This window comes from Pseudomonas sp. Z3-6, from assembly GCF_051131985.1.
GTDB classification, from domain to species: domain Bacteria; phylum Pseudomonadota; class Gammaproteobacteria; order Pseudomonadales; family Pseudomonadaceae; genus Aquipseudomonas; species Aquipseudomonas zanjanensis.
On record NZ_CP071644.1, the window covers coordinates 2,267,467 to 2,284,634 of the forward strand.

26 protein-coding genes are annotated in these 17,168 nt (G+C 58.5%); 23 read left to right on the forward strand and 3 right to left on the reverse strand.

Annotated features, from left to right (window positions below; translation table 11 throughout):
* Window positions 1-36: 36 nt before the first annotated feature.
* The 6 genes from J3P88_RS10290 (at window position 37) to J3P88_RS10315 (ending at window position 4,398) form a co-directional block, all read left to right on the forward strand.
* The gene (locus J3P88_RS10290; RefSeq protein ID WP_434575024.1) at window positions 37-765 is read left to right on the forward strand and encodes a helix-turn-helix domain-containing protein; all 729 of its coding nucleotides are present in this window, start codon (window positions 37-39) and stop codon (window positions 763-765) included.
* Window positions 749-1,552: an ATP-binding protein gene (locus J3P88_RS10295; protein ID WP_434575026.1), complete on the forward strand. Its 804-nt coding sequence runs from the start codon at window positions 749-751 to the stop codon at window positions 1,550-1,552. Before J3P88_RS10290 ends, J3P88_RS10295 begins: the two co-directional genes overlap by 17 nt.
* On the forward strand, window positions 1,549-2,937 hold the full coding sequence (locus tag J3P88_RS10300) for a replicative DNA helicase (RefSeq protein WP_434575028.1): 1,389 nt from the start codon (window positions 1,549-1,551) through the stop codon (window positions 2,935-2,937). The genes J3P88_RS10295 and J3P88_RS10300 overlap by 4 nt, the downstream gene beginning before the upstream one ends.
* Window positions 2,930-3,217, forward strand: coding sequence for a hypothetical protein (locus J3P88_RS10305; RefSeq protein WP_434575030.1), 288 nt, complete (start codon window positions 2,930-2,932; stop codon window positions 3,215-3,217). The genes J3P88_RS10300 and J3P88_RS10305 overlap by 8 nt, the downstream gene beginning before the upstream one ends.
* Entirely contained in the window at window positions 3,214-3,597 is a 384-nt protein-coding gene (locus J3P88_RS10310) for an antiterminator Q family protein (RefSeq protein WP_434575032.1), read from the forward strand. The genes J3P88_RS10305 and J3P88_RS10310 overlap by 4 nt, the downstream gene beginning before the upstream one ends.
* Before the next feature lie 534 nt (window positions 3,598-4,131).
* On the forward strand, window positions 4,132-4,398 hold the full coding sequence (locus J3P88_RS10315) for a hypothetical protein (RefSeq protein WP_434575034.1): 267 nt from the start codon (window positions 4,132-4,134) through the stop codon (window positions 4,396-4,398).
* A 276-nt stretch (window positions 4,399-4,674) separates the two neighbouring features.
* On the opposite strand, the gene J3P88_RS10320 is transcribed toward J3P88_RS10315, so the two are convergent.
* Entirely contained in the window at window positions 4,675-5,076 is a 402-nt protein-coding gene (locus J3P88_RS10320; protein ID WP_434575036.1) for a type II toxin-antitoxin system HicB family antitoxin, read from the reverse strand.
* Between the two features lie 37 nt (window positions 5,077-5,113).
* On the reverse strand, window positions 5,114-5,296 hold the full coding sequence (locus J3P88_RS10325) for a type II toxin-antitoxin system HicA family toxin (RefSeq protein WP_434575038.1): 183 nt from the start codon (window positions 5,294-5,296) through the stop codon (window positions 5,114-5,116).
* Window positions 5,297-5,407: 111 nt separating this feature from the next.
* Here J3P88_RS10325 and J3P88_RS10330 point away from each other — a divergent pair, with 111 nt between their 5' ends.
* The 9 genes from J3P88_RS10330 (at window position 5,408) to J3P88_RS10370 (ending at window position 12,108) form a co-directional block, all read left to right on the forward strand.
* Window positions 5,408-5,737 carry a hypothetical protein gene (locus J3P88_RS10330; RefSeq protein ID WP_028236772.1) on the forward strand — a complete coding sequence of 110 codons (330 nt, stop codon included), beginning with the start codon at window positions 5,408-5,410 and terminating at the stop codon, window positions 5,735-5,737.
* A complete protein-coding gene (locus J3P88_RS10335; protein ID WP_434575040.1) occupies window positions 5,734-6,054 on the forward strand; it encodes a hypothetical protein in 321 nt (106 codons plus the stop codon). The genes J3P88_RS10330 and J3P88_RS10335 overlap by 4 nt, the downstream gene beginning before the upstream one ends.
* Before the next feature lie 179 nt (window positions 6,055-6,233).
* Window positions 6,234-6,422, forward strand: coding sequence for a hypothetical protein (locus J3P88_RS10340; protein ID WP_434575042.1), 189 nt, complete (start codon window positions 6,234-6,236; stop codon window positions 6,420-6,422).
* A gap of 319 nt (window positions 6,423-6,741) precedes the next feature.
* Entirely contained in the window at window positions 6,742-7,212 is a 471-nt protein-coding gene (locus tag J3P88_RS10345) for a proteasome subunit beta (protein ID WP_434575043.1), read from the forward strand.
* Window positions 7,178-7,801 (forward strand): putative metallopeptidase, encoded by a 624-nt coding sequence (locus J3P88_RS10350; protein WP_434575045.1) that lies wholly within the window; start codon window positions 7,178-7,180, stop codon window positions 7,799-7,801. The genes J3P88_RS10345 and J3P88_RS10350 overlap by 35 nt, the downstream gene beginning before the upstream one ends.
* A gap of 31 nt (window positions 7,802-7,832) precedes the next feature.
* Complete coding sequence (locus J3P88_RS10355) at window positions 7,833-8,294, forward strand: DUF2280 domain-containing protein (RefSeq protein WP_434575047.1); 462 nt, start codon at window positions 7,833-7,835, stop codon at window positions 8,292-8,294.
* Window positions 8,281-9,582, forward strand: a complete 1,302-nt coding sequence (locus tag J3P88_RS10360; protein WP_434575048.1) for a terminase large subunit domain-containing protein — start codon at window positions 8,281-8,283, stop codon at window positions 9,580-9,582. The genes J3P88_RS10355 and J3P88_RS10360 overlap by 14 nt, the downstream gene beginning before the upstream one ends.
* The gene (locus J3P88_RS10365) at window positions 9,579-11,039 is read left to right on the forward strand and encodes a DUF4055 domain-containing protein (protein ID WP_434575050.1); all 1,461 of its coding nucleotides are present in this window, start codon (window positions 9,579-9,581) and stop codon (window positions 11,037-11,039) included. The genes J3P88_RS10360 and J3P88_RS10365 overlap by 4 nt, the downstream gene beginning before the upstream one ends.
* Entirely contained in the window at window positions 11,014-12,108 is a 1,095-nt protein-coding gene (locus J3P88_RS10370) for a minor capsid protein (protein ID WP_434575052.1), read from the forward strand. Before J3P88_RS10365 ends, J3P88_RS10370 begins: the two co-directional genes overlap by 26 nt.
* Here the strand turns inward: J3P88_RS10370 and J3P88_RS10375 are convergent.
* A complete protein-coding gene (locus J3P88_RS10375) occupies window positions 12,102-12,563 on the reverse strand; it encodes a hypothetical protein (RefSeq protein ID WP_434575053.1) in 462 nt (153 codons plus the stop codon). The two genes, J3P88_RS10370 and J3P88_RS10375, sit on opposite strands and share 7 nt — an antisense overlap.
* Before the next feature lie 156 nt (window positions 12,564-12,719).
* Between J3P88_RS10375 and J3P88_RS10380 the strand changes: the two genes are divergently transcribed.
* The 8 genes from J3P88_RS10380 to J3P88_RS10415 all read left to right on the forward strand — a co-directional run bounded on the left by J3P88_RS10380 (window position 12,720) and on the right by J3P88_RS10415 (window position 17,136).
* Complete coding sequence (locus J3P88_RS10380) at window positions 12,720-13,427, forward strand: hypothetical protein (RefSeq protein ID WP_434575055.1); 708 nt, start codon at window positions 12,720-12,722, stop codon at window positions 13,425-13,427.
* A gap of 11 nt (window positions 13,428-13,438) precedes the next feature.
* A complete protein-coding gene (locus tag J3P88_RS10385) occupies window positions 13,439-14,407 on the forward strand; it encodes a major capsid protein (RefSeq protein WP_434575057.1) in 969 nt (322 codons plus the stop codon).
* Window positions 14,408-14,460: 53 nt separating this feature from the next.
* Window positions 14,461-14,763 (forward strand): HeH/LEM domain-containing protein, encoded by a 303-nt coding sequence (locus J3P88_RS10390; RefSeq protein WP_434575059.1) that lies wholly within the window; start codon window positions 14,461-14,463, stop codon window positions 14,761-14,763.
* Window positions 14,764-14,766: 3 nt separating this feature from the next.
* Window positions 14,767-15,270 (forward strand): DnaT-like ssDNA-binding protein, encoded by a 504-nt coding sequence (locus J3P88_RS10395; RefSeq protein ID WP_434575060.1) that lies wholly within the window; start codon window positions 14,767-14,769, stop codon window positions 15,268-15,270.
* 124 nt (window positions 15,271-15,394) lie between these two features.
* Window positions 15,395-15,643 carry a hypothetical protein gene (locus tag J3P88_RS10400; RefSeq protein ID WP_434575062.1) on the forward strand — a complete coding sequence of 83 codons (249 nt, stop codon included), beginning with the start codon at window positions 15,395-15,397 and terminating at the stop codon, window positions 15,641-15,643.
* 58 nt (window positions 15,644-15,701) lie between these two features.
* On the forward strand, window positions 15,702-16,070 hold the full coding sequence (locus J3P88_RS10405; RefSeq protein WP_434575064.1) for a hypothetical protein: 369 nt from the start codon (window positions 15,702-15,704) through the stop codon (window positions 16,068-16,070).
* Window positions 16,067-16,723 carry a hypothetical protein gene (locus tag J3P88_RS10410; RefSeq protein ID WP_434575066.1) on the forward strand — a complete coding sequence of 219 codons (657 nt, stop codon included), beginning with the start codon at window positions 16,067-16,069 and terminating at the stop codon, window positions 16,721-16,723. The genes J3P88_RS10405 and J3P88_RS10410 overlap by 4 nt, the downstream gene beginning before the upstream one ends.
* The gene (locus J3P88_RS10415; protein WP_434575068.1) at window positions 16,720-17,136 is read left to right on the forward strand and encodes a DUF4128 domain-containing protein; all 417 of its coding nucleotides are present in this window, start codon (window positions 16,720-16,722) and stop codon (window positions 17,134-17,136) included. Before J3P88_RS10410 ends, J3P88_RS10415 begins: the two co-directional genes overlap by 4 nt.
* Window positions 17,137-17,168: the final 32 nt, after the last annotated feature.

The window sequence follows — 17,168 nt, forward strand, 5'->3', positions numbered from 1 at the left end:
CGAGTTCGTCCGTCGTGTGACTGGGGAGCTTGACCTATGAGCATGGAATTAATGGTCAAGGCCATGAAAACCAAAGTCGGAAATCCGCTGCGCAAGCTGGTGCTTATCAAGCTAGCGGACAACGCCAGCGATCAGGGCGAATGCTGGCCGTCATACCAGCATATTGCCGACCAGTGCGAGATCGGACGCTCCACCGTGAAACTGCATATCCGCGAGTTGGAAAAGGCGGGGCTTCTTCGGCGAGAGTACCGCCGAAAGGGCGAGTTGAATCAGTCGAACGTTTTTCACTTGTCGCTTGATGGTGGGGCAGCATCTGCCCCAGGGGGTGGGGCAAGAGATAACCCACCTGGGGCAGGAGATAACCCAGGGGGTGGGGCAGGAGCTGCCCCCAGAACCAGTCACTCTTATGAACCAGTCAAGGAACCTAAACCTACGGTCATTCCAGATGGGGTAGAGGGTTTTGAGCAATTCTGGAAGCTGTACCCGAAAAAGAAGGGGCGCAAGGACGCTGCCAAAGCCTGGGCGAAGTTGAAACCGAACGATGAACTGCGTCAGACCCTGATCACCGCCCTGGGTAGACACTGTCTTTCTGAAGACTGGACCAAAGACAGCGGGCGATACATCCCGAACGCTTCAACCTGGTTGAACGGAGAGCGATGGACCGATGAGTTGAAGCCCGCAATGCCCACCAAGCAATCAGCCTACACCGGCCTGCCGAACCACACCCTCGAATACCCGGAGGTAGCACATGGCTCGAACTTCTAATTTCTGCCCCCAGCCGCGTGTCCGCTTCTTCGACATCGAATGCTCGAAGCATGGCCAAGTCAGCAGTTCAGAGACCGAGCAGTTCGACGGCTCCATGCTTGCTCGCGGGTGCAAAAGTTGCCACTGGGAGGCGTTGAACATCGCTCCTGCTGAGAGCGAGGAACATATCCAGGCTCGTGATCGAAAAAAGGCAGAGGAGCTGAACAAACTGCTCGTAGGTTCGGGAATCACGCCTCGGTTCAGCAACTGCACCTTCAGCAACTACAGAACCTCCGGCGGTGTGAGCGCCATGGCGAAAGCCCTGAAGCTTTGCGAGGGTTACGTTGATCAGTTCCACGAGAACTATGAGGCCGGCCGCTCATTGATCCTCTCCGGAAACGTGGGTAACGGGAAAACACATCTGGCATGCGCGATAGTCCAGGCCGTGATACGGGTACACCGGGCCAAGGCCGTGATCGTGTCTGCAGCCGAAATAATCCGGGTGTTCAAAGGCGCTATGGACCGTGGTGCTGAATACACCGATAGGGACGTTTTGAGCGAGCTTGCCAGTTTCGATTTGTTGGTCGTCGATGAGGTCGGAGCCCAGGCCGGTACCGCCTACGAACTGGGTGTGCTCCATGAGGTAATTGATCGGCGATACCAACTCGTTTTGCCTACAGTGGTGGTGTCGAATCTGGCGGCAGCGGACCTAGGACGCTACATCGGAGATCGCGCGCTGGATCGACTTCGTGAGGGAGGAGGCCAAGCTGTTGGATTCAGTTGGACCTCGGCGAGAGGTGCTGTATGAACAACTATCGCGAGCTGTACAGCGACGAGGCGGAACATGCACTGCTCGGCGCTTTAATGCTGGATGGCGATCTGTTCGACTCGATCACGGCCAGCTTGACCACGGCCGACTTCCACGATCCTGAAAATGCGGCGCTCTTCCAGGTGATGATTGATCTGCACGCCACTGGTGCTCCGGTGGACCCTGTCACCCTTCACGACTTCAAGTCGATCCTGCCGAGTGGCAGGGCGACCATTGCATACGCTGGCGAGCTGGCGAAGAACACGCCAAGCACAGCGAATTGGCGTGCATACGCGAGAACCGTGGCCGAGCGGGCAGTACTGCGTCGCCTGGTGGAAGCGGCTGATGCAGTGCGTGACTCGGCCAGTGAGAACCGCCCATTGGCCGAGATCATCGCCAGCGCCCAACAGGCTATGGCAGACGTGCGCGATCTTGAGGGCGATGAGCCAAAGTATCGTCGTCTTGACGAGTGGATGGGTGACGCTGCCAGCACCGTCAACGATAAGCACCTCGGCTTGATACCGGACTGGCCTTCGTTTGGGTTGACCGATCTCGACGAACTGGTCGATGGAATACGCCCCAAAAAGATCACCATCATCGGCGGCTTGCCTGGTAGCGGGAAAACCACCCTCGCGCTACAGGCGGCTCAGTACAACGCGATCAAAAGGAATGACCCGTGGCTAGTCTTTTCACTGGAAATGCCTGGCGAAGAACTCGGGCTTCGTGCAATAGCCTCGCTCGGGGGTATTGAGCTGCAGCGCCTTTCAAAGCCTGCCAGCAAACGCGGGATGCGAGACGAAGACTGGCGCGCGATGGTAGGCGCGGTTGCTCAAGCGAACGGTGCGCCACTGTTCGTGGTTGAAGACCCCGTTCAAACCCCTTCGAGCATTCGTGCAGAAGCGCGCAGGTGCCAGCGTGAGCACGGTCTCGGTGGGATCGTCGTCGACTACCTGCAATTGGTCAAAGCTGAAACGAAGGGCAGGACACGCAGCGAAGAGGTCGGCGCTATCAGCAAGGCCTTTTTGCGAATCTCGAAGGAGCTCAATGTTCCGGTGGTGCTGCTTTCCCAGCTCAATAGGGAATCCACGAAACGCACAGGCAAGAAACCTCAGTCGAGTGATCTTCGCGACTCGGGCGAAGTGGAGGCAGATGCCAGCTGCATCATCTTAGTTCATCGCGATATGGATACCGAAGAAGGCCAAAACGGCCTAACCGAAATGCTCATGACCAAGTGCAGGCACGCCCGGGTTGGCAGCTGCATCGTGCAGCAGCAAGGACAGTACGGGCGTTTCGTCAACTTTGCAGGCCGCGAGCCAACGCAGGAGGAGGTCGAAGCAAATCGCCCCTTCGCTGGCCGCATCAAGGGGAGAGCAAACCATGAGTAACGTCAGAGCGGCACTGCCGCGCAAAGCTATGAGCGACGTCGAGTGCCAGTTCCTGAAAATCGCCGGCGAGGAGTTGGCCAAGGTCAAAATGGGCGGCCCGGCCGCGTTGGCAGCTCTATTGGATATGGTCGCCAGTTGGCACTCGAGTCGGTTGCAGATCGGCTTTCATGATTACGGCCAGCGTTGGCTTCTTGAAGGTAATGCAAAGAAGACAGCTGCTGATCGGTTGCTTCGAGATCTGTTTGGCCTGAGTGATCCTGACCCGAGGAAAGCAGCATGATGATTCGCAAGCCATTGCAGCGCCCCCTGGGCGACACCGAGTACATGCTGGAGCAATGGGGCTGGTGGCGCATGGATGGGATGGGTATTCCCTGCTACGCCTCGCCGATGATGGTGATCATGCGGGAAGTTATACCGTCCACCACCAAGTCCTATGTCATCACGGACGAACTTGCCGGCGTGGTGGATGGAGCGGTGGCCAGGCTCTGTAAGCGAGATCAGCAGATGGGCGACATGATCTGGCTGTACTACGGCGCGAAGTGGGCGGCGGTGCGTGTTGGGCGCCACTACGGCGTGAGTGAAGGCAAGGCCCGCGAGCTGATCAAGGCCGGCGTCGCTTGGGTGGATTGCGTCCTGGAGCGGGTGAGGGAGGCCGCATGAAAAAAAGAGTTGTCCATATGGAATAGCTCTGTTTTCATAGCACCGTGTTCAGCTTTCAAGCGCGACACCACAGAGAAAGCCCGGCCATTGCGCTGGGCTTTTTTTCGTCCGCTCGTCGAGTTCGTTGCACTTCCTGTCCAAGCTGGCTCTCCCACGTATATGCGCAGATGTGCGCCTCAGAAAGGAGAGATGCCCTGGTAGACAACAACGGCCCGCAAGCTCCATACCCCAGGCCAGACGAAGATGCGCCTGATACAGGTGAGAGTCATGGTTCCTGCCTTGAACAGGCCGAGTCAGAGCCTCAGCAGGGAACGGCCGAGAGGCCCGTAGATTGGGACCCTCCGCCCGGTAATCCTGGGTCTGATCAAGACGCTCAGACGGATCGCGGGAACGGCGGCGCGAAGTAGATCCAGCGAACGCACACGAAACTCTGAACCCGGCCAAGCGCCGGGTTTTTATTGATTAATGGCATTAAGCCATTGAAGTTTTCTCGCTAATTGATAAGACTCACTTCTTCATGAAAGGAGTCTTAAAGTGGCGAAAATATCTATTGCAGCTTTCGAACAAAAAGTTTTTGAAATCGAAGAGATGCGCGTTGTCGTTCGTGGCAACCCCAACGAGCTCGTCGAGGATTACGACTATGATCGGGCCACTAGCGCTCGCACCAGCATTACAAAGTGGCTTGAGAATCGCATCAGGCCCTGCGTTGGAGAGCATGTTGTGGTTGTTATTGCCGGAGAAGGCACCATTCCTAACGGTCGAACTCACGTTAGTAACCTCCGCAAAAGTTACGTGGAGTAATGCTGCATAAGCCCGGACAGCGTGCCGGGCTTTTTTATGCCTGAAATTAACCTGTAGCCAAGACAGCCCTCGGGAGGGCCTGGACGTCGATAGCCGGACAGTGCGACGTACGGAATCAACACCGGCAGCCCGCGCACCCTGACCCCACATGCTTTCCGGGTGGCGCGAGACTTGAGCAGCGAGATCGATGCAATAGGGCGTCGACGTTGCGAAGGCCTTCGGCAGACAGCGGGAAAGACTGCACACCTATTCAGGGCCTCAGCTGCTGCTGAGTTGTTATCGCCCCAGCTTTTCCATGGCTGCATCGGCCAGGAAAGAAGACCGGCTTTTGATGTTGTGATCGCGAACAAAGCGGTCAATCTGCTGGATCACATAGCCAGGCAGCGTGACGTTGACCTTCTCGGTTTTGCCGAGGTAGGGCGTGATGTCGATTTCCAGCATGCCCCATCCCATACCATCGAACTCGGGATTGTTCCGGTGGGCGTTGATAGAGGTTGGGAGCGGGATGCCTTTCTCAGAACCCGCCAGCTCTTCCAGCATGATGTGCGCGATTTCGATGGCAGCGCTGTACGCCTCCTCGAATGTGTCGCCGGCTGTAATTGCCCCGGGAATGTCAGGGATCTGGATGCCGGTAGCGGTTCTCTCGTCGCCCCACTCGATGCAGATTGGATATTGCATATGTATCTCCTCAGGAGGTGCAAAGGGTGAAGCCGGGCTAGATCAACCCGGCTAGTTTCTTGATGGCCCTTACGGTTCCGATTGGTAGGTCTTTCTTCGGGTGTGGCACTGGAACCGTTTGGGGTCTGTTTGGATGCTTGAACATGTGGTGGCTTCCGGTTACTCGATCTAGAACCCATCCAGCGGTTTCAAGCTCCTTTATCAACTGCCTGCTTTGCACCTCCATCTCCTTGTTTAGTTGATGAGCAAATTATAACTCTAGGCGCATAACTACGCAACAGTAATTGTGCGCCTAGAGTCACCTTTTAGTCATGCCCACGGAGTCGAGCGCATGGAGTTTCTACAGCGCCTGTTCGATAAGCTCGACTGGGCTTTTGCCGGACTGCTCGGCGCAATCGCCGCCAGTTTCTGGCACCGCGACGACCTGGTAGACCGAAAGGCCTGGGCCATCTTCATTTTCTCGGGTGCAGTCTGTGCCCATTACCTGACGGGCCTGATCAGTTCCTATTTCGGAGTGGTCGAGCCGCGCAGTGTTGCCGGCGTGGGCTTCCTCCTGGGGACCTTCGGCGGATCGCTTATCGCCGCCATTACCCGGGCCATCAAAGCCGCTGACCTCTGGGCGTTCATCCGCCAGCGGTTCGGGGGAGGCAATCCACCATGAATCTTGAACTGATCAACTCCATCGCCTGCGGCATGATCGCCTTGTGGGCGTTCTGGTGCGTGGTGAGCGGGAAGGTGAGGGACGGCATCCTCGGGAAGCTGATCTACTCGACGATCGCCATCAGTGCCTACGTGGTCACAACCCGGCACGACAGTTTCCTGTTCGGCCCGACCACAGCCGGCCTGACCCTGCACATCGCCCTGGCCCTGGCCGGCATCCGTCACCTGTTCATGGTCACGTACTGGCAGCGGGTGAAGGGCTGGATCTGCCGCCACCTGAACTGCGAGCACTGCATGGGCTGCGAGAAGAAACGGTAACGCGCGACACGTTTCGCGAATCAGCAAATTGTGTCGCGACACTGGAGAGGAATCCTTATGGGGCAGTTACCCGATATGACCGGCGCATTCATCATGCTCGGTGTCCTGTGCGCCGTCGGAGGCTGGGCTGTGATCGAGGGCTTGATCTGGATCGCCTCACACTTCCGAGTGGTGCTGGCATGACCAACGTAACCCGCCTTCGCCACGCTCTCCCTATGAGCCAGGACATCAACAAGGCCCTGACTGAGTTGGATAGCACCATTGCCAAGGCGGTGGACGCTGCCCGGGCCGCCGGTCTTCCCCAGGGCCTGATCGTCGCCGAGCTACACGGGCACGCTCATGCACAGACCCACATCATGGTGACCTGAATGACCGTCAAGGTGCTGGAGTTCAAGCGGCCTGAAGCTCCGCACTCAGCTGGTGAGGCCATCTGCACCCATTGCAAACATGAGTGGGTGGCAGTTGCGCCTGCGGGACAGAGGAATCTGGAGTGTCCGGCATGTAGTTCGCACAGGGGCGTGTTCAAGTGGCCCTATGGGCCCGCCGAAGGTGATGAGGGTTATCAGTGCAACTGCGGTTCCGACGACTTCTTCATCATGCGTCGGGGCAAGCAGGCGAATGGTGCCGTGTACTGCCGAGGTTGCGGTACAGAGGCCACTGGCTGGTTCCAATAAATCAGGAGGCCTCATGACCACCATCGCCTACAAAGACGGCGTGATCGCCTATGACACTCGCCAGACCAGAAGCGGCGCCATCGTTTCTGACGATTGCTCGAAGTGCCAGGTTGTCGATGGGGTCAGCTTCCTCTTGGCGGGCACCGTGTGCGATGAGAAGGCTTTGATTGCGGCCTACTTCGGGACATCTTCCAAGGTCCCAGTGGATTGCTCAGGATACGTTGTCGATGGCGGCAAGCTGATGATGGTCGGCCATGACGACGAGACGGGCATCTGGAAGCAGGATCTCGATCCGGCCAACCCTGACGCAATTGGCAGTGGTGCACCGTACGCTCTGGCTGCAATGGATATGGGCGCGAGTGCGGAACACGCAGTACGCGCAGCCATGAAGCGAGACATCTACACCGGCGGCACGGTTCGCACATTGATCATTGACGAGGGGAGAGCAAATGCAAAGGCCGCTCCCGCCGGCGTCACTGCTTGAGCTCTCGGAGCTATCCGATTTCGGTATCCGCCTGACCCCGGCACCTGAAGTGTGGGAATGGCTCCAATCAGAGATCCTTGCCGACTCCGGCAGCATTCACAACGAAGACCATGCTCACCTACTGGATGCAGACATCCGGGTCATGTGGGCATCGTCGAGCTTCAACAAGCAGGGCCGCACAGTCCTGGGTCAGGCCGAGCAGGTGGCATTTCGCGCTGGTGGCTGGCAGAAGGCCCGGATGGAGCAACAGATGCGTGATTGGTTTGGCGATGTGCCGGCCTACATCATCACTCTGGCTGCCGACTACTGCGCCCAGTGCAGCGACACGGACTTCTGCGCGTTGATTGAGCACGAGCTGTATCACCTGGCTCACGCGACCGACAAGTACGGTCAACCAGCCTTCACCAAAGACGGTGCGCCGAAGATCAAGCTCCAAGGCCACGATGTTGAGGAGTTCGTCGGTGTGGTCCGCCGCTACGGTGCGAGCCTTGACGTTCAAGCGCTGGTGGATGCTGCAAACAGTCCTGCCGAGGTGGGGAAATTGAACATTGCGAGGGCCTGCGGAACCTGTCTGCTCAAGCTGGCTTAATCCCTGACAGCCCTTGACGGAAAACGAATCTATGGCAGCCCTGAAAGATGAGGTGAAGGCCTTTATTGTCCAAGCCCTAGCCTGCTTCGACACCCCCAGTCAGGTTTGTCAGGCCGTCAAGGAGCGATACGGCATCGATGTATCCCGCCAACTGTGCGAGCGATACGACCCAACGAAGTATTCAGGACGTGATCTCGGCCAGAAGTGGAAGATCTTTTTCGAGGAGTGCCGCAAGCGCTTCAGAGAGGAGACGGTCGACATTCCAATCGCCAACCGTGCCTATCGACTGCGCGCCATGAACCGATTCGTGGAGCGAGCGGAGTCGATGAAGAACATTGGTCTCGCAATGCAGATATTGGAGCAGGCAGCGAAAGAGACGGGCGATATGTTCGTCAACCGCTCCCGCAAGGAGGAGGTTGGCGACGAGCCGGTGATCCCGACCCGCATCCAGGTCGACGTCGTGGATGCGAGGAAGCCGAATGCCGAGCCTTAACGTTCCCCAGGCTCAGTTCCTCACGCTGCCCCACAAGTTTCGCGCGTTCGTAGCTGGGTTCGGCTCAGGAAAGACCTGGGTAGGCTGCTCGGCGCTGAGCAAGCACTTCATGGAGTGGCCTGGCGTCAACGCCGGATACTTCGCGCCGACATACCCGCAGATCCGGGACATCTTCTATCCAACCATGGATGAGGTGGCCTATGACTGGGGGCTGAAGACCAAGATCAACCAGGCGAACCATGAGGTTCACATCTACAGCGGCCGGCAGTATCGCGGCACTGTGATTTGCCGGTCGATGGAGAAGCCTCAGACTATCGTGGGCTTCAAGATCGGCCACGCCCTCGTGGATGAACTGGACGTGCTGACTGCCATCAAGGCGCAGCAAGCCTGGCGCAAGATCATCGCCCGGATGCGCTACAACTTGCCCGGGCTGAAGAACGGGGTAGACGTCACCACGACGCCGGAAGGCTTCAAGTTCGTCTTCCAGCAGTTCGTGAAGCAGTTGCGCGACAAGCCGTCACTCAAAGAGATGTACGGCCTGGTCCAGGCGAGCACGTTCGACAACGAGCTGAACCTGCCTGACGACTACATCGAATCGCTGATGGAGTCATATCCGCCTCAGTTGATCCTGGCGTACCTGAAGGGCCAGTTCGTCAACCTGACGTCCGGCACCATCTACACGGCCTATGACCGAAAGCTAAACCAGTGCTTCGATACCGTGCAGCCCGGAGAGCCCCTGTTTATCGGGATGGACTTCAACGTTGGCAAGATGGCGGCGATCACGCACGTCAAGCGCGAGCACGGCATGCCCAGGGCGGTCGATGAGCTGATCGACGGCTACGACACGCCCGACATGATCCGCCGCATCAAAGAGCGGTACTGGCAGCACGACGGCAACGACTTCAATAAGACGTGCGAGATCAGAATCTACCCGGATGCCTCGGGAGATTCACGCAAGTCCGTGAACGCCAGCATCACTGACCTTGCCATGCTCAAGCAGGCTGGGTTCACGGTCATCGCTCCAGCGGCAAACCCGCCGGTGAAGGACCGAATCAACGCCATGAATGCCATGTTCTGCAATGCGCAGGGCGAGCGGCGTTACCTGGTGAACCCGTTCACTTGCCCAACCTACGCCGACGGCCTGGAGCAGCAGGTGTGGGGCGCAAACGGGGAGCCAGACAAGACTGCCGGCATTGATCACGCGAACGACGGCGGCGGCTACTTCATCCACCGCGAATACCCGATCGTCAAACCGATCACCACAATGAAAATGGGAGTCGCCCGATGACGGACGTCACTTTCACCCGTCCCGAGTACACGGCGGCGCGATACCGCTGGCGCTTGGTGCGCGACGTCTGCAAAGGGTCAGAGACCATCAAGGCTGCCGGTGACCATTACCTGCCACGGCCGAACGCCACTGACACCAGCCAGGACAACAAGGGCCGTTACGAGGCTTACAAGAAGCGAGCGGTGTTCTACAACGCTACCGGACGGACGAAGCATAGCCTGGTAGGCGCTGTGTTCCGCACCTGGCCGACGCTGACTGTTCCTGCGGCGCTCGACTATGTGTCCAAGGATATCGACGGCCAGGGTGTGAGCATCTACCAGCAGTCGCAGTCGGTCATCGGGCACCTGCTTGAAGTCGGCCGGCATGGGTTGCTGGTGGATTACGCTGCTGTTAAGGCTGGCACCGTGAGCAAGGCGGACGAGCTTTCCGGTCGGGCCCGGGCAAACGTTGCCAGCTACCCAGCCGAAGCGATCATCAACTGGAAGACACGTCAGATCGGTGGCAGACATCTGTTGAGCCTAGTGGTCCTCCGCGAAGAGGTCGATGTCGATACTGCAGATGGATTTGGCATTGAGCGGGCGGTTCAGTATCGGGTGCTTCGCCTGGACGCCTTCGGCATCTACACCCAGGAAGTCTGGAAAGATGGTTCCAGCGAAACGGCGATGATCGTCGCGCCTTTTGCTCCGCTGAACGGAACCGGCCAGCCCTGGCAGGTAATCCCGTTTCAGTTCCTTGGCAGTGAGAACAACGACTCGAGCATCGACGATTCGCCGCTATACGACATGGCCGAGGTCAACATCGGCCATTACCGGAACAGCGCGGACTACGAAGAGGCAGCCTATTTGGTTGGGCAGCCTCAGCCGTGGATGGCTGGATTGGATGAGCAGTGGCGCGATCACATGGAGAAAGGCGGCATCTTCTTGGGCTCTCGTGCGCCTTGGATACTTCCGGTCAATGGTTCGTGCGGTGTTTGGCAGGCCCAGCCCAACACGGTTGCCAAGGAGGCCATGGACGCCAAGAAGGAAGACATGGTGTCTCTCGGTGCCAGGCTGATCGAGCGGGGCAGCGCGGTGAAGACCGCAACCCAGGCCGATAACGACAGCGCGGCAGAGCACAGCGTTCTCTCCTTGGTGGTGAGCAATGTCAGTGAGGCCTACAGCCAATGTCTTGTCTGGATGGCTGAGTTCGTGAATGCCACGGGCGAAACGTTCTACAAGCTCAACCAGGACTTCAGCCAGATCAGCCTTGACGCGACGATCCTGGTCGCGCTGTTCAACGCAGTGCAGGGCGGCAAGATGCCGGAGGGAGACTTCTGGCAATACCTGCGTGATCGCGGCGTGATCAACCCAGAAAAGACGGACGACGACATTCGGGGCGAGCTTGAAACGCAAAGCGCTGGGCCTGACCTGGATGATGACGAGGCGAACCTAAATGGCGGCAAACCAAGCAATCCTTGACGCCACCATCCGGCATGCTGTCTTCCTTGAGCAGCTGAAGTCGGGCGAGGTGAAGAAGTTCGCACCCTTCCTCAAAGAGATCGACCGCTCGATTCGTGAGCGGCTGACCCGGGCGGACCTGACGGATTACACCGCCGCCCGCCTGGAGCGGCTGCTGAGCGAGGTTGATAGCCTGCTGCTGGGCATCTTCGACCGGTACAGCGAAAAGCTGAACCTGGATCTGGTGGACATCGCCAACTACGAGGCTGAGTTTGAGGCAACCAGCCTGACTCGGGCTGCGCCGGTAGGTGTGTCGTTCGATGCAGCGGTGCCAGGTGCTGCGGCAATCAGGGCGGCAATCCTCACAAACCCGCTCAGCGTGCGAGGCGCGGACGGCGGTAAGCTGCTCAAGTCGTTCATTGATGGCTTCACCGCGACCGAGCGGCAACGCCTCACAGGCGCGATCCGGCAGGGCTTTTTCGAAGGCCAAACCAACTTCCAGATCATTAAGAACATCCGCGGTACCACGGCACTCAAGTACAACGACGGCATCCTGGCTACGACCAACCGCAATGCAAGCGCCATCGTGCGTACAGCGGTGCAGCACGTCGCCACCCAGGCGCGTATGGAGACGCTGAAAGCGAACTCCGATGTCGTGCCGTCGGTGGAGTGGGTAAGCACGCTGGATTCAAAGACGACAAGCCAGTGTCGGACGCTCGATAAACGCAGGTTCAAGCTGACTGAAGGGCCGAGGCCGCCGATCCACATAAATTGCCGTTCGACGGTGGTGGCGGTAACTCGCTTCAGCGCGCTCTTTGCCGAAGGAGCCACGCGGGCATCCATCGGCGATAGCGGCGCCCAGCAGGTGAGGGCAGACCTCAGCTATTACGACTGGCTCAGGCAGCAGCCGGCGGCGTTTCAGGACAAGGCCATCGGCCCGGTCCGAGCCAAGCTGTTCCGCGAAGGCGGCCTGAGTGTTGAGCGCTTCGCCGAGCTGCAGCTTGATCGAAACTTCGCACCGTTGACTCTTGTGCAAATGAAGGTACTAGAGCCGTTGGCTTTTGAGCGAGCCGGTGTGTTGGCTCATTGAAGGCAGTTTAACCTGCTCTGTTCGAACTCATTCATCAATTTGACGTAATTAGGGGACCAGCCGTTGAGTGCGGTTCGGGCGTTTTTAACCGATTCAATTTTTTGCTCCGGCGTTTCGGCGATTAAGCCTTCGAGTATGACGACAGCAAGATGTATCGAAACCAGATTAAGTTCAGGTGGGCCATAGGCGGTTAATTCGAACGCAGATTTAATGATCTTCTGGCCTGGTTCGAGCATTTTTGAATCGTCATTTGTTGCCGTAACGCCAATGAAGTGTCCGATATCCCCAAGCAGCACCTCAGCCTTCTCTCGGGTCCTCTGCTCCTGATCGTCGATCCTTTTTATACAGCTCTCAATTCGCGCCTTCTCGGATGAGGCCAATGTCGCGTAGGCGCCAATTCCAGCCCCGACGATCCCTGTCACCGCAGCTAACACAGCAGATGCAATCGAGTTCATAGGAAGTCCCCTTCCTCCGAGGGTGCCGTGACTGGATTCTCCAACGGGTTCTGGTTGCTCACTTGAGTGCTTCCTCGTTCTGTCTTGAGTTAGCGGACTCTACAGTTTTTTCTTTCCGCAGGCAGGGCCTGCACCAACGTCTCTGGGAGACAACCAATGCTGAAATTCCAACTGGATACCCTGGAAGGGGTAGATGAAGCCGTGCGCGCTCTTTACACCGAGAAGGACGGCAAGTTCGTACTCGGCATTGAAGGTCTGCCGCAGCAAGAAGATGTATCCGGCCTGAAAGCCAAGGTTGATGAACTGCTCGGCGAGAAGAAGCTGGCCGAGAAGAAGGCGCGTGAGGCTGAAGAAGCTGCACGACTGGAGCGTGAAGAGGCTGCTCGCAAGTCCGGCAACGTCGAGGAGCTCGAGCGCTCCTGGACTGAAAAATTCAACCGCCGTGAAGCTGAGCTGAACGGCATGCTGGAACAGGAGCGTGGAACGCTAAGCACTCAGATCCGGGATCTGACCGTCGGCCGCACCGCTACTGACATCGCGTCTGCTCTGGCAATCCCAGGCAGCGCCAAAGCCCTGTTGCCGCACATCGAGCGCCGTCTGAGCGTCGAGCAGCGCGATGGGAAGCCTGTTGTGGTCGTCCTCGACCAGCAGGGCAAGCTCTCCGCGGCAACGCTGGATGAGCTGAAAGCAGAATTCGCAAACGACACGGCCTTCGCGCCGTTGATCGCGGGTAGCAAGGCATCTGGCGGCGGGGCTGCTGGTGCTGGAGGTGGCGGCGGGGCCGCAAAAGGAAAAATCGGCGGCACCAAAGAGGAGCGACAGGCCGCAATTGCGAGCCGGTTCCCTGATCTCCCTCAATCGTAAGGAAATAACTCATGTCCCTGTCGCAAATGCAGGTTTTTAACGAATACATCATGCCGGCGACTCTCGAGACGCTGGATCAGTATCTCGCCGCTTTCAACGCCGCCAGCCGCGGAGCAATCGTGCTGTCTCCGGACGGCTTCACCGGCGACTTCCTCCAAGAGTCGTTCTTCCAGACTCTGGCAGCGGCCCAGCGTCGCGTGGATCGCTACAGCGCAAACACCGCGGTTGCTGCTACCGACCTGACCGAACTGAAGAACACCTCGGTGAAAGTTGCCGGCGGCTTTGGTCCGATCCGCTATGAGCCATCCCAGATGACTTGGTTGCAGCGCCCGACCGCGCAAGGCATCGAGGTTGCGAGCCGCGCATTCGCTGAAATCCTGCTGAAGGACCAGTTGAACACTGCAATCGCTGCCCTGGTAGCTGCGGTCACTGCCCAGGCCGCTGCGGTCAACGATGTGTCGGCTACCGACGGCATCACCTACGCGGGCCTGAACAACGCTCACGCGAAGTTCGGCGACGCAAGCCAGAACCTTGTCACCCAAGTGATGCAGGGCACCAGCTACCACAAGCTGGTCGGCCAGAACCTGGCGAACCAACAGCAGCTTTTCCAGGCAGGCAACGTCCGCGTTGTGGACATTCTCGGCAAGATCTCCGTTGTGACGGACGCACCGGCGCTTATGCAGGCCGGCACCCCGAACAAAGAGATCATCCTGTCCTTGGTTCAAGGCGCAGCCCTGGTCCACGACGGCCGCGACATCATCTCGAACGTTTCGACCGACAATGGCAAGGAGCGTATCGAAACCACGCTGCAAACCGACTACACCTTCGGCCTGGGCCTTAAGGGTTACACCTGGGACACCACCACCGGCGGCAAGTCGCCAACCGACGCTGAACTGGCGACCGGTACCAACTGGGACAAGACCGCCACCAGCATCAAGCACACCGCTGGTGTTGCTCTGATCGGTGACGCTTCCAAGTAACCCCTCAATGACTGCGCCGGGGCAATGGGCTCTGGCGCAGCGGAGTAGCAACGATGACTGATAACAACATTTGGTACCTTCCCGGGCCATTCCACCGCTACGAAGACGATGTGAAGGCGTTGGCCAAGAAGGCCGGTCTGCGCATCATCGATGCGAGCGCTACCGAGAGCCGCGACAATGAAGCCGATAGCCCGCCCAAGGCTAAGCTGAAACCCGAGTATGCGGCGGACGAAGTCGAAACCAATCCCGCGAAGATGGGTGTGGCAGAATTGCGCGACTGGCTGACTGCCCGAGGCGTCGAGTTCGACCCGAAAGCCCCGAAAGCCGATCTTGTAAAACTCATTCCTGCGGAATAACTCATGACACTCATCATCGAGGACGGCACCGGCAAGCCTGACGCCGAAAGCTACGCGAGCGCTGAGGACCTGGCCCTGTATGCCGTGAAGTTCGGCACGGTCATCCCCGCAGGCGTTCCCGAGCAGGAAGCGTTGCTGCGCCGGGCTGCCTTGGCGATGGATGGCAAGACCTGGAAAGGCCGCAAGATGAGCAGCGAGCAGGCGCTGGCCTGGCCGCGCCGGGGTGTTGAGCTGGACTGCCAGATCAAGCCAGACAACTACCTTCCGGCGCGGATCCAGTACGGCCAGATGGCCCTGGCCGCCGAGATTCATCAGGACGACATCGACCCGGTGGAGAAGCGCAAGGGTGCTGTGACTCTGGAGCGTGTAGAGGGCGCGGTAACTCGCGAGTACGCGACGATCCCAAACACCAGCGGCCGACTCCTACCGGCGGCGCCTGACCGACCGAGTGCTACGCAGTTTGCCGACTACCTACAGAAGCGTGGACTGTTCGCTGTGAGAGCGTAATGGTGGTCCCCAGTTGACGCGGTGAGAGAATCAGAAGATCTTTGCTCCTCCCCAAGTGAGTAGAGCCGCAAACGTGGTGGCTGAAAACGGTCGGGGTTATCAGATAACGACAGAGGTTATAAGTATGTTGAATAGCACCAACAAATTTAAGGTACAGAGCATCATTTTCAACAATGGTGAATTTGCGATCGCTTCGGGATTTTGGGATGGTCAATCCGATCTGAGTGTCGCGTGTCGCTGGTTTGAAGAGGGCGGGATGGGATATCCGCAGACTTTTGGCAAACCTCAATGGATGTTGCTCCCGGAAGTTGGCGTGGACATCCTGAATGCGTTAGATCCATCCAAAGCGAAAGTTACATTAACCTTCGGTTGATCCGAGGTATTTGAAGAAGCCCAGCCCCCGCGCTGGGCTTTTCACATTTGGAGCCACCATGGCCTTCTACGACGAAATGGCCGTGATGGCTCTGGAGATGATCACAGAGTTCGGCCAGCCTGTGACCATCAGCAGGACGGAGCCGGGCGAATACGATCCCGATCAGGGCGTCGAAGTGCCAGGCGCGACTATCGAACAAACTGCCCAGGGCATCCTGCTCGACTTCACTGGACAAGAATTCCAAACCAACAGCCTCATCAGGCAGGGCGACAAGAAGCTGAAGATCGCCGCGCAGGGCCTGGCCTGGGTGCCTGGATTGCTGGACAAGGTGGTCGCGAAGAACCGCACCTGGTCAATCGTTCCGCCGTTGAAAGAGATCAACCCAGCCGGCACGCCGATCCTGTATGAATTGCAGGTGCGTTCATGAGCCGCGCGGGCGCGGGCCAGTCCGGCAGTTTCGCGCTGAGCCTGGCCGAGTTCGCCGCCCAGGCCAGTGAAGCAATCGACGCGAGCCTGCGCGAAATTATCATCGAGACTGGCAGCAGCATCATCCGCATGTCGCCGGTGGGCAATCCTGAAGTATGGGCTGCCAACGTTGCTCATCGCGAGGCCAGTTCCCGCGCTGCTGATGACTACGACTTCAAAGTCGCGGTCCGCAATACTCTCATCAACCTGAACGAATCGAACTTCACGAAGGCGGGCAACCTCAAGCGCGGCGTGAAATATGCCAAGCCGCTGACGAAGACCGAGCGCGACCAGAACTTCAACGTGAACGGGCTGGTTGCCGGTCAGGATTATGTGGGCGGTCGGTTCCGCGGGAATTGGAATTTCTCCATCGGCTCCCCGGACAACAGTTTTCGAATTAAACCAGACCCGACGGGCGAGGCCGCCACGGCTAGGCTGGTCAATGGTGCGCTTGAATTCAAAGCGGGGCAGACGGCTTTCATCGTGAACAACCTACCGTACGCCATCCCGCTCGAGTTCGGGCATTCGACCCAGGCCCCGGGCGGCATGGTCCGTATCACCGTGGCCCGCTTCCAGCAGATCGTGCTGGAGGCCATCAGGAACAACCAGGTATGAGCCACAAGATAATCCGCGCGTTGCTGGAGTCGCGCCTGAAGGCCTGGGCATCCGCTCGAACGCCGACGTTGCGCATCGCCTACCAGAACGTGCCATTCACTCCGAACAGCGGTGAAACGTACCTCAGGGCGTTCCTTCTACCAGCAGGTACCGACAGCAACGACCTGGCCGGTGCGCACCGGCTGTACACCGGCGTATTTCAAATCACCATCGTGACACCGACAGGCAATGGCCCCTCGGGTGCAGAGACGATCGCTGACGAACTCGCAGCGCTATACCCCCTCAACGACCGGTTGATTCGCAACGGCCTCACAGCCCTGATCATGACTCCGGTTGAGCCAGGTCCCGAACAAACTGAGAACACCGCGTTCGCCTTGCCCGTCTCGTTCCAGTACCGAGCCGACACCACTTAATCCGCCCGTTGGGCAACCCAGAAACCCGCCAT

What these genes read in the sequence shown, in the direction of transcription:
- J3P88_RS10290 (WP_434575024.1), top strand. Translation starts at nt 37, where the DNA reads ATGAGCATGGAATTAATGGTCAAGGCCATGAAAACCAAAGTCGGAAAT.
- J3P88_RS10295 (WP_434575026.1), top strand. Translation starts at nt 749, where the DNA reads ATGGCTCGAACTTCTAATTTCTGCCCCCAGCCGCGTGTCCGCTTCTTC.
- J3P88_RS10300 (WP_434575028.1), top strand. Translation starts at nt 1,549, where the DNA reads ATGAACAACTATCGCGAGCTGTACAGCGACGAGGCGGAACATGCACTG.
- J3P88_RS10305 (WP_434575030.1), top strand. Translation starts at nt 2,930, where the DNA reads ATGAGTAACGTCAGAGCGGCACTGCCGCGCAAAGCTATGAGCGACGTC.
- J3P88_RS10310 (WP_434575032.1), top strand. Translation starts at nt 3,214, where the DNA reads ATGATGATTCGCAAGCCATTGCAGCGCCCCCTGGGCGACACCGAGTAC.
- J3P88_RS10320 (WP_434575036.1), bottom strand. Translation starts at nt 5,076, where the DNA reads ATGCAATATCCAATCTGCATCGAGTGGGGCGACGAGAGAACCGCTACC.
- J3P88_RS10330 (WP_028236772.1), top strand. Translation starts at nt 5,408, where the DNA reads ATGGAGTTTCTACAGCGCCTGTTCGATAAGCTCGACTGGGCTTTTGCC.
- J3P88_RS10335 (WP_434575040.1), top strand. Translation starts at nt 5,734, where the DNA reads ATGAATCTTGAACTGATCAACTCCATCGCCTGCGGCATGATCGCCTTG.
- J3P88_RS10340 (WP_434575042.1), top strand. Translation starts at nt 6,234, where the DNA reads ATGACCAACGTAACCCGCCTTCGCCACGCTCTCCCTATGAGCCAGGAC.
- J3P88_RS10345 (WP_434575043.1), top strand. Translation starts at nt 6,742, where the DNA reads ATGACCACCATCGCCTACAAAGACGGCGTGATCGCCTATGACACTCGC.
- J3P88_RS10350 (WP_434575045.1), top strand. Translation starts at nt 7,178, where the DNA reads ATGCAAAGGCCGCTCCCGCCGGCGTCACTGCTTGAGCTCTCGGAGCTA.
- J3P88_RS10355 (WP_434575047.1), top strand. Translation starts at nt 7,833, where the DNA reads ATGGCAGCCCTGAAAGATGAGGTGAAGGCCTTTATTGTCCAAGCCCTA.
- J3P88_RS10360 (WP_434575048.1), top strand. Translation starts at nt 8,281, where the DNA reads ATGCCGAGCCTTAACGTTCCCCAGGCTCAGTTCCTCACGCTGCCCCAC.
- J3P88_RS10365 (WP_434575050.1), top strand. Translation starts at nt 9,579, where the DNA reads ATGACGGACGTCACTTTCACCCGTCCCGAGTACACGGCGGCGCGATAC.
- J3P88_RS10370 (WP_434575052.1), top strand. Translation starts at nt 11,014, where the DNA reads ATGGCGGCAAACCAAGCAATCCTTGACGCCACCATCCGGCATGCTGTC.
- J3P88_RS10375 (WP_434575053.1), bottom strand. Translation starts at nt 12,563, where the DNA reads ATGAACTCGATTGCATCTGCTGTGTTAGCTGCGGTGACAGGGATCGTC.
- J3P88_RS10380 (WP_434575055.1), top strand. Translation starts at nt 12,720, where the DNA reads ATGCTGAAATTCCAACTGGATACCCTGGAAGGGGTAGATGAAGCCGTG.
- J3P88_RS10385 (WP_434575057.1), top strand. Translation starts at nt 13,439, where the DNA reads ATGTCCCTGTCGCAAATGCAGGTTTTTAACGAATACATCATGCCGGCG.
- J3P88_RS10390 (WP_434575059.1), top strand. Translation starts at nt 14,461, where the DNA reads ATGACTGATAACAACATTTGGTACCTTCCCGGGCCATTCCACCGCTAC.
- J3P88_RS10395 (WP_434575060.1), top strand. Translation starts at nt 14,767, where the DNA reads ATGACACTCATCATCGAGGACGGCACCGGCAAGCCTGACGCCGAAAGC.
- J3P88_RS10400 (WP_434575062.1), top strand. Translation starts at nt 15,395, where the DNA reads ATGTTGAATAGCACCAACAAATTTAAGGTACAGAGCATCATTTTCAAC.
- J3P88_RS10405 (WP_434575064.1), top strand. Translation starts at nt 15,702, where the DNA reads ATGGCCTTCTACGACGAAATGGCCGTGATGGCTCTGGAGATGATCACA.
- J3P88_RS10410 (WP_434575066.1), top strand. Translation starts at nt 16,067, where the DNA reads ATGAGCCGCGCGGGCGCGGGCCAGTCCGGCAGTTTCGCGCTGAGCCTG.
- J3P88_RS10415 (WP_434575068.1), top strand. Translation starts at nt 16,720, where the DNA reads ATGAGCCACAAGATAATCCGCGCGTTGCTGGAGTCGCGCCTGAAGGCC.